Source organism: Lysinibacillus sp. NPDC094403 (assembly GCF_050278745.1).
GTDB lineage: Bacteria > Bacillota > Bacilli > Bacillales_A > Planococcaceae > Lysinibacillus.
This window is the reverse complement of sequence record NZ_JBNNTL010000034.1, coordinates 1-12485: the sequence shown is the minus strand read 5'-3', so window position 1 is coordinate 12485 and position 12485 is coordinate 1. Positions and strand designations below refer to the sequence as shown.

The 12485-nt window shown below is 34.1% G+C and carries 13 protein-coding genes and 1 pseudogene; 6 read left to right on the top strand and 8 right to left on the bottom strand.

The window, feature by feature from the left end; translation table 11 throughout:
• Nucleotides 1-166 precede the first annotated feature (166 nt).
• Together ACQKMV_RS23485 and ACQKMV_RS23480 are read right to left on the bottom strand one after the other, a co-directional pair.
• Nucleotides 167-622, bottom strand: a complete 456-nt coding sequence (locus ACQKMV_RS23485; RefSeq protein WP_427506846.1) for a hypothetical protein — start codon at nt 620-622, stop codon at nt 167-169.
• 140 nt (nt 623-762) lie between these two features.
• Complete coding sequence (locus ACQKMV_RS23480) at nt 763-1791, bottom strand: DUF1835 domain-containing protein (RefSeq protein ID WP_427506845.1); 1029 nt, start codon at nt 1789-1791, stop codon at nt 763-765.
• A gap of 967 nt (nt 1792-2758) precedes the next feature.
• Here ACQKMV_RS23480 and ACQKMV_RS23475 point away from each other — a divergent pair.
• Complete coding sequence (locus ACQKMV_RS23475; RefSeq protein WP_427506844.1) at nt 2759-2944, top strand: hypothetical protein; 186 nt, start codon at nt 2759-2761, stop codon at nt 2942-2944.
• Between the two features lie 430 nt (nt 2945-3374).
• Here the strand turns inward: ACQKMV_RS23475 and ACQKMV_RS23470 are convergent, their stop codons facing one another.
• From ACQKMV_RS23470 to ACQKMV_RS23455, 4 genes and pseudogenes are all read right to left on the bottom strand, one after another.
• Complete coding sequence (locus ACQKMV_RS23470) at nt 3375-4133, bottom strand: formate/nitrite transporter family protein (protein ID WP_427506843.1); 759 nt, start codon at nt 4131-4133, stop codon at nt 3375-3377.
• A 766-nt stretch (nt 4134-4899) separates the two neighbouring features.
• Nucleotides 4900-5913 carry a zinc-dependent alcohol dehydrogenase family protein gene (locus ACQKMV_RS23465; RefSeq protein WP_427506842.1) on the bottom strand — a complete coding sequence of 338 codons (1014 nt, stop codon included), beginning with the start codon at nt 5911-5913 and terminating at the stop codon, nt 4900-4902.
• 39 nt (nt 5914-5952) lie between these two features.
• Nucleotides 5953-6183, bottom strand: coding sequence for a GNAT family N-acetyltransferase (locus ACQKMV_RS23460; RefSeq protein ID WP_427506841.1), 231 nt, complete (start codon nt 6181-6183; stop codon nt 5953-5955).
• A pseudogene (locus tag ACQKMV_RS23455) lies at nt 6179-6259 on the bottom strand (cupin domain-containing protein); the annotation flags it as partial. The pseudogene ACQKMV_RS23455 and the gene ACQKMV_RS23460, both read right to left, overlap by 5 nt.
• 262 nt (nt 6260-6521) lie before the next feature.
• On the opposite strand from ACQKMV_RS23455, the gene ACQKMV_RS23450 reads away from it, so the two are divergent.
• On the top strand, nt 6522-6683 hold the full coding sequence (locus ACQKMV_RS23450; RefSeq protein WP_427506839.1) for a hypothetical protein: 162 nt from the start codon (nt 6522-6524) through the stop codon (nt 6681-6683).
• A 9-nt stretch (nt 6684-6692) separates the two neighbouring features.
• Here the strand turns inward: ACQKMV_RS23450 and ACQKMV_RS23445 are convergent, their stop codons facing one another.
• Nucleotides 6693-7448: a GNAT family N-acetyltransferase gene (locus ACQKMV_RS23445; RefSeq protein ID WP_427506837.1), complete on the bottom strand. Its 756-nt coding sequence runs from the start codon at nt 7446-7448 to the stop codon at nt 6693-6695.
• Nucleotides 7449-8088: 640 nt separating this feature from the next.
• On the opposite strand from ACQKMV_RS23445, the gene ACQKMV_RS23440 reads away from it, so the two are divergent.
• The 3 genes from ACQKMV_RS23440 to ACQKMV_RS23430 all read left to right on the top strand — a co-directional run bounded on the left by ACQKMV_RS23440 (nt 8089) and on the right by ACQKMV_RS23430 (nt 10017).
• Entirely contained in the window at nt 8089-8958 is an 870-nt protein-coding gene (locus tag ACQKMV_RS23440; protein ID WP_427423274.1) for a cation diffusion facilitator family transporter, read from the top strand.
• 235 nt (nt 8959-9193) lie between these two features.
• Nucleotides 9194-9571, top strand: a complete 378-nt coding sequence (locus ACQKMV_RS23435; RefSeq protein WP_427506835.1) for a GNAT family N-acetyltransferase — start codon at nt 9194-9196, stop codon at nt 9569-9571.
• A 20-nt stretch (nt 9572-9591) separates the two neighbouring features.
• Nucleotides 9592-10017 (top strand): GNAT family N-acetyltransferase, encoded by a 426-nt coding sequence (locus ACQKMV_RS23430; RefSeq protein ID WP_427506833.1) that lies wholly within the window; start codon nt 9592-9594, stop codon nt 10015-10017.
• Nucleotides 10018-10188: 171 nt separating this feature from the next.
• Here ACQKMV_RS23430 and ACQKMV_RS23425 read toward each other — a convergent pair whose 3' ends face one another.
• Nucleotides 10189-10698 carry a GNAT family N-acetyltransferase gene (locus tag ACQKMV_RS23425; RefSeq protein ID WP_427506831.1) on the bottom strand — a complete coding sequence of 170 codons (510 nt, stop codon included), beginning with the start codon at nt 10696-10698 and terminating at the stop codon, nt 10189-10191.
• A gap of 610 nt (nt 10699-11308) precedes the next feature.
• Here ACQKMV_RS23425 and ACQKMV_RS23420 point away from each other — a divergent pair.
• Nucleotides 11309-12343, top strand: a complete 1035-nt coding sequence (locus tag ACQKMV_RS23420; RefSeq protein WP_427506830.1) for a YdcF family protein — start codon at nt 11309-11311, stop codon at nt 12341-12343.
• Nucleotides 12344-12485: the final 142 nt, after the last annotated feature.

The following is a 12485-nucleotide window of genomic DNA, read 5'->3' as shown; positions in this document are numbered from 1 at the left end:
TGTCGCTTCGCTTTCGCACAGACAAAACCATGTTGTTGCTGTCGCTTCGCTTTCGCACAGACAAAACCGTGTTGTTGCTGTCGCTTCGCTTTCGCTACAAAAAACAATTACTGAATGAAGATAAAAAAATACCGTAACCTTAAGAGGTACGGTATGTTAATTTAAATTATTTTACTTGTTTAAGCATAGATACTTCGGCCTTTGTCGTTATTACATCCAGTGATATTATATCAAATTTTGCATCTACAAGATCTATTTTTCGACTTAAATTCTGTTCAACTTTGTCTAATCTCTTTTCTACTACTTCGAATTTTTCTTCTAATCTCTTTTCTACCGCTTCGATTTTCTCTTCTAATCTCTTTTCTACCGCTTCGATTTTCTCTTCTAATCCCTTTTCTACCGCTTCGATTTTCTCTTCTAATCCCTTTTCTACCGCTTCGATTTTCTCTTCTAATCTCTTTTCTACCGCTTCGATTTTCTCTTCTAATCTCTTTTCTACCGCTTCGATTTTAACATCAACCGCTTCGATTTGTTGCTGAAGATCTGATTTCATGTCTTGCATCTGCTTCGAAAGCTCTAAAATTGCTTGAAGAATCGTATGTTGGTTTACTTCTTGTTCCATTTTTGACTTCCTCCTCACTTATATATTCATTACATAATCTATTAATTTCACAGCATTATTCACATCGATATAAAATAAGTAGAGTTACATAAGCAACTCTACCTGTCATTCTATCTATGAATTATCTTAAAGTCAAAGTATTAAGAGATGGGATTTGTCAAGTACTCATCCGTTAATTTTACTTCATATAGTCGCATCGCTTTTAAATCTCCTTTATATGTAAAGAAACCTTGCTTAACTAAAGTGCGTAGACGATATTCAATCCATTCATCGCCTCTATATTGTTCCATATGCCCAAGTACTTCCCCTATTAATCTTGCTGCTTTATAATATTTAACCTCATCATCTTCCTCATGCAAACGTTTGGCACAACTAATTATAAAAGCATCATCACGATCTTCTGTCATATTGTTCCATAGTTCATGATGCTCCCACGAACGGATTATATTGTAATCATCATAAAGCATTCCTAATCCTTCCTCACATAATGCTTGCCTTTGCTCTTTTTTTAAAGGGCGTGACTCGTAATGTTCATAAAACAGGAGTAAATCCTCTGATTTTATTTCTCCTGATGACCTAGGATAATTTTCTTCTGCTAATTGTGGGAATGTATACATTTCGTGAAATATTTTAAAAGTGTCTAGTACAAACACGCTATTTAACTTATTTTTTAGCAATGCCAAAACGATACGTAGTCCTGTCTGTTCATGAGCATTTTGGCAAGTCCAAATGATAATATCCTGATGAGGAGGGATATTATATATTTTTTCAAAAGCATCTATCATATCTTGCTGATAAACTTTTAGCTCATCATTATCTATACTATATCGCTCTTGTAACCACATTAAACGTGCCATAATTCCAGACTCTTTATGTAATTCCATCAATGGACCAACAGAAAAATCACTTGGTAAAATAATAATATCTTCTGTTATTTCATAGTCCGTCTCTCGGAATGCCGCTCTTAAGCTTCCGCCAGGAGAATGACCAAATACAATATGTACAGTTTGTACATTTTTGAATTTTGTGTGATCCTCTACTTGTTTTAAAATAAATCGTTTAATATTTTCAGCAGATTGCTCATTGATTAATGAAAAGAAAAGCATGGATTTTGCATCTGCTTCACTTAATTTTTGTATCGCATGTTTCAATTTTTCAATGTTTTTCACAATCTCCACTCCCCACGAAACATTATTATTTTTGGCAATCCATTATCTAAATGAATTAATTATTACAAACTACCATAGCATATAACTTTTTACTAATTGTCCTAAAGTAAATGAACTAACTTCAACAGCGGTAGCCACTATGTAGGTAGCTGTGTCTCCGACTGCAAGCCCCAAGTAAAAAATAATACAGCTCCTAGCAGAGAATCAAAGAAATTCCCTATGTAACTAAATGTTCAAATACCAATAGCTTATAATGGCGATGATTTTTTTGATAATGTACTAACCATTAAAACTAAATTAGCACTTGTAAATAAATTTGCATCTGCCAGCATATGACCATACTTAGTGCAACACCAAATGCTAAGCCTTGTACGACCTTCATACTTGGTGCCCCAGCTGGATCTAATAAGCCGCCAATAGTAACATGAGCAATATTCCGAATCCAATAAAGAGTCCTCCAAAAATAGCTTGCAATAAATAATTATTAGGTCTATTCTTCATCATTTTAATTTTTGTTTCGGCTGTTATACAAACTGAAAAAATTGTCTCTTTCATACTCTCATCTTACAAATACATAAAACTACCTTAATCATAATTCATTTATCAAGTTTTAAAAAATACCAAAGTGAAAATTTTTTGGCCCATCAGCATATCGAGGGGTTGATTTTCGTTCCTACTGGGCACTTTCCCGAGTCATCGACAACTTTTGATGATGAGTAAATTTTTTATTCTTTATTAAAAAAATCGAATGATTCAATTTACATACGAATTTCACTCTCTATCAGTAACTGGGACAATTGGTATATTATTATACTACTCAATGTTAATAATTCACGCTCTAACGTATAATTGCCTTAGCATATAAAAAATCGGGTTATAGGGGTACTGTTTTGAAGAAGGCTAAGAAATATAAGGTGGGAGCCTTAATGCCAGTTAATGTTGGAGAGAATAGAAAGGAGGTCATTAATTGAAAACCATAGCCGGAACGATTGCTTTTTGTTTTTCTTTTACTTTATTCATTTATTTATTTGGGTTAAAAATGGAAAATTTAGTTAAATATGATGCTGGCTTCTTCTTTCTTCCACTAATTCTTCTTGTGCTTTCCCTTATCTTCTTTTATTCTGATTACAAAATGAATAAGAACGAAAATTGAAAGAAAACCTTTAACCATTCGTAATAAAGAATGAATCAATTATGCCTCGGCATAATTACGTCCGTAATCGGCTTCGGGCCAACGTGATATTGGTCACTCAGTCGTTGCCACAGGACGTGGCGTTCTAGACCGAGTTCCTGTATTTCAGCGGGTGTATGGACACCCGCTGAAAAGTAGGTTAAATCCTCATTCATCTCACCACCTATAGTGATGGGAGACTTCTGTACCTGTCGCTACGCTTTCGGTACATAAAACATTTATAACTACCGCTTCACTTACGTTACATAAAATACTGCTGAAAGAAGTTAAATCTCCTGTATATGTAAAGAGGCTTCACAACAATCACTTCTCAAATTGCCGTCGCAGCACGTAGTATTTTACTTCCAACCAAGGAAATGATACTGTCTGGAATAGCAATACCCGTGATTTATTACTCTCTGCCATTTACCCAATAGACAAAACCAATAACCGCTCCCCCAATAATATTACCTAGTGTTACAGGTAATAAATTAGAAATAGCTCCAGCAAACGATACAAGTTCACCATGAGGTATTAAGAGAGCAAGGGAAAACAATGTCATATTTGCGATACAATGCTCAAATCCAATTGTAACAAAAGGGAAAATACAGCAGAAAATCATCACTAATTTTCCTGTCTCTGTTTTTAATTTATAGGTACACCATACGGCCAAGCATACAAGCAAATTACATAAAATACCTCGACATAAAAGTTCAACGAAGCTACCACTCATCTTAGCTGTAGCAAGTTTTTCAATATAAGCTGCTATATCTCCACCTGCTAGCCCCGAGTAAAAAAATAATGCGGCTGCTAAAAGCGAACCAAAGAAGTTTCCTATGTAACTAAACGTCCAAATACCTAACATCTCTAATGGTGATGATTTTTTTGATAGTGTACTAACCGTTAAAACTAGATTATCACCGGTAAATAAATTGGCCCCAGCCATCATGACCATACTAAGTGCCACACCAAATGATAAGCCTTGTACGATTTTCATACTCGGTACCCCAGCTGGACTTAATAAGCCTCCTATAGTAGTGATGAGCAAAATTCCAAATCCGATAAAAAGTCCGCCAAAAATAGCTAACAATAAATAATTAGCAGGCTTTTGCTTCATCATGTTAATTTTTGTTTCAGCTGTTATACAAACTGAAGAAATTGTCTCTTTCATACTTTCATCTCCCAAACAACATCAAGCTAAATTAATAACTCATTTTTAACGCTAATCTCAAGTAGTCATCCAGTTTCCACTCTAATCAACTTATATACAAGAGTTACATTTTAACAAATATTATTCCAAAATATCATTAATTAGCAAATTTAAAGTAAATTCCTCCAAATAAACATATATTAATGCACTTTAAAGATTACTTTAGAATCTTTTTTAGTTCATTTGGATTAAAAAAAGATAGTTAATCAAAGATAGTGCAAGAATTTCTCTGAGAAGCGAACAAGGCTTGTGTACCTTAGAATGTTCATTTAAAAATAATTGTTGAAGTACTAGAGGTGGAAACTGCACAAGCATATGTGGCTGCAGGTATTGTTGCGATATCATTTTTCCGCCACAGCTCTTGCAAAACGTCCATAGAACAAAGGAAAACGAATTGTCGTTATCCTAACCGATACTGGTTTAAGATATTTATCAACAGATTTATTTTGAAAACAAGCGCTAGAGAGGTTGGATTGAAGAGTAGAACAGTAGCATAGACACAATATAAAAAACGAAGGGTAAAATAAATTACCCTTCGTTCATATTAATAACTTGATCAATTATGCCTCGGCATAATTGCGTCTGGAACCGGCTTTGTGCTTAGGCCTGCGTGATGCAGGTCAGTTAGCCGTAATCGCATGAATGCGATGATTTTAGGCTAACATCCTATGTGAACTCCTTTCCGATTCCGTGACATCCGCCAGAGGCTCCGCATTCAACTCACCACCTATAGAGGTGGGAGACTTCCGCTGAAAGAAGTTAAAAAAATCTTTCCTTTAGAGGTTTTAGTCGATTCAACTGCCGTTATCGCATTTTTAATGTCTAACAAATCATAATGAGAATCCACTGCCATCATTTTTAATTTACCACTATTCACTAGATTGATTAAGTGATGAAATGTACCTTGCCATCTTTCTATCGAGACTTGCTTGTTCCAATGACGTAAATGGAACATATTTGCCTTTACATTTGCCTCTTTAACGATTCTTTGCCAATTCACTTGCACACCTGATAAAAGGCCAATAGCTAAAAAATACCCTCCAGATTTCAGGCAGAAAGCAAGATCATTTCCTGCTGTCCCCCCAATAGAATCAATAGCGGCATCAGCCCCACTGCCATTTGTTAGTTCCATCACTGTCTCATAGAGTGGTGCTACTGAAGTATCAATTACATAGGAAGCACCAAGCTGAATTAAATCGTCAGTATGTCTATTATTTCTCGTGACTGCGATTAACTGAAAACCTAACAATTTTGCTAGTTGAGCAAATATGTGGCCAATTGCGGACCCGCAAGCATTCACTACTAAAACATCATTTGGCTGCAATTGTAATATGTCAGTACAAGTCACCCAAGCTGTCATTGGGTTGATATACATTTGAGCTGCGGTAAAATCATCAATGGAATCGGGAATAGGTACTGCGTATTCTGCGCTTGTTTTTACAATTTCCTGCCAAGTTCCTTCTCCGCGTAAAGGTAAAACACGCTTTCCGATAAGATTTTGAGAAACACACGGACCTACATCCTTTACAATTCCTACTCCTTCATAGCCAGGGATAGTTGGTAAAGAAATTCGATGAGCATACTTCCCCCATATTGGTATTAAATCAGAAGGATTAATAGGTCGTGCCAGCATTCGAACAAGAATTTCTTGTTCTTGAGGAGGTTTAATCGTTTTATTTTCAAACTTCAAAACCTCCCGAGGGATTCCAAATTCATATAATTTAATGCTTTTTGCTTTCAAACAACTTTAACTCCTTTATGATTAATAATATTTTTTCAACTATTCATAAAATAATATCATTCTTGGAGCATCGGGATTACGTTCTATAAATCCAAGTTTTTGATAGAAAGGTTGTTTGCTCTTTGCATATGAAAGCTGTATCCATTTTATATTTTCTTTTTGACAATACTCTAACAAAGTCTTCATAACTAATGTGCCAACCCCCTGTCGTTGATAATCAGGGTGCACCATCACATCACAAATCAATTTCGCCTTGGCGTAATTGATCATTATTCTTCACTAAATGCCAACCATCACATTGATCTCCCCATATATAATGTTCTGCATACTGTTTGCTAATTTTCAAAACTGATGGCCACCTTCCTTTTATCCTGATTCCTGTGGATATTTACCTAATATTTCTATAAAATATAAATAAAGGGCTAACCACCATGACGTGTGGTTGATTTCCGTTCCAACTGGGTGCTTTCCTAGCTGCGCCCAGCGTCCAATCCAGCTAACCTATATATATGGCATACGTTTTAACAAATGTCATCCGCAACTTTTGGTAATGAGCCAAATAAAGAAGATTAACTTCTTAAGATTTCACACAGAAGGGAGTGAGTACGTTGAATATAAAAAAACAATTGTTGGGCACTACTCTTGGCTATATGCTAGCACTATTAATCGCATACATCTTTTTCGATTATTTTTCTTGGTCGTTTACTCTAGGTTCTTTACTAGGTATTTGTTTATTTGCTCTTATTTTAAAATTCATGAAAAGGAGATAAATTCTCTACTTATAATGTATTTAATAATTTTTCGAACTTGTTTGCACTCATAATTTCATGTGTAATAAACTGACCATTGTAAAACAGTCCAAAGGTAGTCCATATGATAGGTGCATTCTGAGCTTCATCTTTCGTCATTAGTTGATATGTACGAAAAGGAATGCCCCTTTTCTCTGCTATATTTTTCAAATCATCTATAACACCTACTGCAAATGGACATTGGGCAGTGAAGTATATCACAATACCATTGTTATTAGATAACGGATTTTTCACCTGTAGTTTAAAGGAAGGATCATGATCAGCACACTCGTTAAATTTATAGACAACTAGCTGAAAATAAGGCGCTGCTTGATCTACAACTTTAAATCCCAAATGTTCAAAAAAACGCTTATCACTTAGAAATGGAAGCTTTTTCTGGCTTACTATATGGACGATGCCATCCATACCTTGCGCTAGTGCATCTTCCTTACACTTTTCAAACAATTGTCTAGCATGATTTTGATTTTTGTATTTACCTGAAACCCATAGGCAATTAATATACATATAATTCGGTGCATCAATAGGAACCCAAGCTTGATGTGCAGGTAAATATTCTATAAACACCTTTGCCCGATCATTTAAACGATAAAAAACTAACCCCTCATCCATACGGTTCATTAGCCATTCTTTCTTTTGCTTAACCGCTTGCTCATATTGCTTCGCACCGAGTGCACAACATATATGCTCCTGTTCGATATTGGTCCTTGTAATTTGAAGATAATCCACTTTACCATCCACCTCTTTACTTACCAAATAAGATATCTTTATTTTATAGCCCATTACCAAAAAGTGTGGTTCATTTCCGTTACGACTGGGCGCTTACTTGGGGCCGCTTCGTTGCGCTCCAGTGTCTCATCTGTGACGCTATTCCCTGAGGAGTCGCCCAGACGGAACGAAGATCAGCCTATATATATGACATACGTTTTAACTAATATCATCCCTTACTTATAGTGATGAGCCTATTTTATTATATCGAGTGTAGAAAATGGATAGCAATTCCTTTTCTTTTTTATTAACTATTAGCTAGATTTCACGGCAAAATATGTACAATTAGAAAACACTTCAAATCCTAGGTATTCTTTAGGAATAAATCAACACTTTAATTTCTTAAGTAGAAATTAACCTTATCGCATCTACACATAATATTATCATTATTCTTCTCTTGCTTTATGAAGAATGTAGCTAGTGCTCTCAATGCTATTTTTGGGTTGTATAAAATTTTTATTTAAGATGGGTAAGCATTTTTCCTTTATACAACTTTTTTTCACACTAGTTATTTAATAGAAATTAGGAAAAAACGTTGCTATAGACCCACTCAAAGTTTACTTGGTATCATAAGTCTATATTTATCAGGAGGTGATTTAAGGTGCATTCATCAAAGATTGCATTTTTATCAGTTATAAGTAATTTTACTGTTGTTATATTAAAAATTATCGTTGGATTGTTCACTGGATCAGTTGCAATTTTATCGGAGGCAATCCATTCTTTGTTAGACTTACTTGCTTCTTTTATTGCCTTTCTCTCCGTACGAATCTCCGGTAAACCAGCTGATGAAGAGCATCCATACGGACACGGAAAAGTTGAAAATATTTCTGGAACGATTGAAACACTATTAATTTTTGTTGCTGGGATTTGGATTATTTATGAATGTATTCATAAAATTATTACTCCCACACCCATCAAACTTCCAATTCTAGGAATACTGGTCATGTTATTTGGCGCCTTGATTAATTTTGTTGTATCAAGGATTGTTTATAGAACCGCAAAGAATATCAACTCTGTTGCCATGAAATCAAATGCACTGCATTTACTTACGGATGTCTATACATCATTGGGTGTTGCCTTGAGTTTATTGATTGTTCATTTAACTGGCTGGTATATTTTAGACCCGATCATCGGTATTATATTAGCATGTTATATAATGACGGAAGCTTTCAAACTGATGAAAGAAGCATTTCCTCCATTATTGGATGCACGATTATCAAAGGAAGAGGAAGAACAAATTATTCAAATTATTGAATCATTTAAAGATGAATACATCGAGTATCACGATTTTCGAACTAGACGTTCTGGTGCGGAAGAATATATCGATTTCCATTTAGTCGTTACTTCAAATAAAAGCATTGAAACAGTTCATGATTTATGTGATCGTATTGAAGAAAAGATTAATAGCATCTTTCATAAAGCCAATATTCTTATTCATTTAGAACCAGAGAATGAAAAAATAAATGAATGATTTAAAATGACCAGGTCTTAAGTACCTGGTTATTTATTTAATTGCTAAATACGCTTAACTTTTTTATTTTATAATTTACGAATTAACATAAGGCGTCCCAAACCTAAAGATACTGGAGAATTGCATGAGTTTTTTCTGATTTTGATTGCCGATACTTTTGCAAAAGAAGGTCTTGCAGGGCTCTACAATGACCAAACAGACGAATTGGAAACGAAAAAAATATTTTTAATGGGATTTGGGAAGCCAAGGAGAGCGGCGATTTTTCTGGTTAGCAGTTGAGGAGGAAACTAAGAAAATTATTGGTACAATCGAATATGGAGTAGCGAATGAATTAATTCAAAAAACAGTAAAAGAAGATATAACAAACTTCCCTGAGATTGGGACAGTTTTTATTCACCCCAACTATCAAAATTGTGGAATAGGATCTTTGTTACTTCAAAAAATATTCATCACGCTTGAGAGTAGAAATGTGATAGGTTTTTGTTTAGATAGTGGATACAATCAGGCACAAACTTTTTGGCGGAAAAAGTTGAGGAATCCAAACTTTTCACTGGAACATTATTGGAATAACAACAGCCATCATATGATTTGGAAACGAAATTTCACATTATAAAATAGGAGGGAAAAAAATTTATGCAATACAAAATCTCACAAGAGCAAAGTGAACGTAAAAAATCTTTAATTAATAATAAGCTTTACGAATACAATTTAAAACATTTTCCAAAAGATTTAAGAGGCAGATATCAAGAAATCAACCTCTTCCTTTCAGATGAAAATGATCAAATCCGTGGTGGCATATTGGGGGAAATTTGCTGGAATTGGTTAGAGATACATACACTTATGATCGACGAGGATATTCGTGGATTTGGCCATGGATCTAAATTGTTATTAGAAATCGAACAAATTGCTTTAAATAACAAATGCGATTTTATAAAAGTAGATACACTAAGTTTTCAAGCATTAGATTTTTATCAAAATCACGGATACCAAATCTACGGTACATTGGACAATGTCGGAAGGGATTATGAACACTACTATTTAAAAAAGAATCTTTCATAGGATAACCAAATTTCCTTCTCACAATTTGAAAAGAAAAATAGTTAGAAACTTCCTATCAATTTTAAATAAATCTTGATAAAAATGAAATTAAGTGTAAAAATTAACCGAAATTCTTATGTACAATATCATAAAGTTGTAATTGTAATCGCTTAATCTTCATTATTTTTACAATTACAACGTATTCTTTTGTACTGAATATATATGATGCATTTTACTAAAAATAAACGACTCCTTTTCCTTCATAAAACCATTTTTTTCAGCCACACGAATTGATGCTTCATTTTTAGGATCAATAATACTTATTAATTTTTCTTGTCCTAGATGTGTAAATCCATATTCTACACAACTTTTAGCTGCTTCAGTTGCATATCCTTTCGACCAATATTTTTTATTGATATGGTAGCCCACTTCAACTTCAGCTTTTCCATCAACTATTTGTTTAACGAGGCCACAATCTCCAATTAATTCATTTGATTCCTTTAAATATACAGCCCATAAACCATAACCATCTTCTCGATATCTTTGTTTATTTTTTTCAATCCAATTTTTAGTTTGCAGTAAAGTAAATGGAGCTGGATAGTATTTCATTGTTTCAGCATCTGAAAAAATTGAGTATAGGGCAGTAATATCATCATCATTAAATTCTCGTAATTTCAACCTTTCCGTTTCCATAATTATCATTATAGTTCCCTCCTTACAAAAATTCAGCTCATCACCATAGCGTGTGGTTGATTTCGCCTCGGCATAATTGTTGCTGTCGCTGCGCTTTCGCACAGAAAACATTTGTTGCTGTCGCTGCGCTTTCGCTACAGAAAACATTTGTTGCTGTCGCTTTGCTTTTGCTACAGATAACATTTGTTGCTGTCGCTGCGCTTTCGCACAGAAAACATTTGTTGCTGTCGCACAGATAAATTACCACAAGATGTTGCGTTCTTAGACTGAGTTCCTCTATTTCAGTATGTGTTTGGACACCCACTGAAAGGGAACCACTTTTGCATTCATCTCACTACCTTTAGAGGAAGGAGTCTTCTACTGAATGAAGATAACTTGCATACGTTTTAACAAATGTCGACCCACAACTTTTGGTGGTGAGGCAAAAGTTTTCTTGTTTAATTAACAATATTTTTAAGGTTTAAGTAAGGATTAAGTAAAAAGGATGTAATTTCAAAAATCTATGCTTGTATATAGGAGCTTAATAGAAAAACAATGCTTGATACTTAGTATTTTCTTTAGTAGGTATTTTATGTAAAATAGAATGATCAATAATATATAGTCGAGGTGTAGGGTTTTGATGTATTTTGGAATTATTCCACTTATCCTATTTTTTATTTTTCTGTATTCTTATTTGAAAGATCCCAGAAAGATAATAAATGGATTTTTATTTAATATTTTCTTCTGTTCATTTCTTTTATTTTGTACGATTGCTTCTTTAGCATCTGAAAACAATAATATAAAGCTTTTAGTTATTATTCCTTTAATAGCACTGTTCTTCATTATACCTTTTGGAATAGTAGCTTTAATGTTTGGACTATTTCTTAATGCAAGAATTTTAATGAAAAGAGAAGGAAGACGCTTAGCAAACTCCTTAACTTTAATTGCAGCTATCATTATTTTATTATTAATAGTCATGCCTATTATTAGCCCATCCAGTTTGTTATCTAATATATTTCAACCTATTTTTGGTGGCGTATCGCTTATAATTTTTTATTTCTTAATTCATTTATCAAACTTTCTAACTGCATATTTCCTCTATCAGTTTAATAAACCAAAGTATAACCAAGATTTTATCATCGTGCTAGGCAGTGGTTTAATTAACGATAAAGTACCACCACTTCTTGCAAGTAGAATTAATAAAGCCATTGATTTTTATCACAAACAAGCAGCGGTTACCACACCACCAACAATTATTTTCTCAGGAGGACAAGGTTCCGATGAAAATCTGCCTGAAGCGGAAGCGATGCAAAAATACGCTGTTGAAAAAGGAATTCCTATTGAGCATACAGTGCAAGAAAATCGTTCTGTAAACACCTATCAAAATATGTTATTTTCGAAACAAATGATGGATACTTTAAAACCAGGTGATACATATAACAGCATCTTTACAACGAATAATTTCCATCTTTTCCGAGCTGGTCTATACGCTAGACAAGCTGGTCTGAATAGCCAAGGTATCGGCTCAAAAACAGCTTTTTATTATTGGCCCAATGCAATGGTTCGTGAATATGTTGCAATTGTTGTAATGGGGCGTAAAAGACATATGAAAGTTGCTGGGGTAATTCTCGGAATCTCTCTATTCCTTTCTTTAATTGGCTTATTATTCTTTTAGTTATGTGTAAAAAAATATTTCAACAAAGGGGTACTGAATCTTAACTATTAATATGGTACCTGTAGTTAGGACACTTGAAAAAGAGTGTGCTAACTGCAGGTATTTTTTATATACTAGACTTTCAAGATTAAAGAACGAACTA

Bases quoted from the DNA above. Each gene is read 5' to 3' on its own strand.
- ACQKMV_RS23485 (WP_427506846.1), bottom strand. From the start codon at position 622: ATGGAACAAGAAGTAAACCAACATACGATTCTTCAAGCAATTTTAGAG.
- ACQKMV_RS23470 (WP_427506843.1), bottom strand. From the start codon at position 4,133: ATGAAAGAGACAATTTCTTCAGTTTGTATAACAGCTGAAACAAAAATT.
- ACQKMV_RS23460 (WP_427506841.1), bottom strand. From the start codon at position 6,183: ATGATCAATTACGCCAAGGCGAAATTGATTTGTGATGTGATGGTGCAC.
- ACQKMV_RS23430 (WP_427506833.1), top strand. From the start codon at position 9,592: ATGCAATACAAAATCTCACAAGAGCAAAGTGAACGTAAAAAATCTTTA.
- ACQKMV_RS23425 (WP_427506831.1), bottom strand. From the start codon at position 10,698: ATGATAATTATGGAAACGGAAAGGTTGAAATTACGAGAATTTAATGAT.
- ACQKMV_RS23420 (WP_427506830.1), top strand. From the start codon at position 11,309: ATGTATTTTGGAATTATTCCACTTATCCTATTTTTTATTTTTCTGTAT.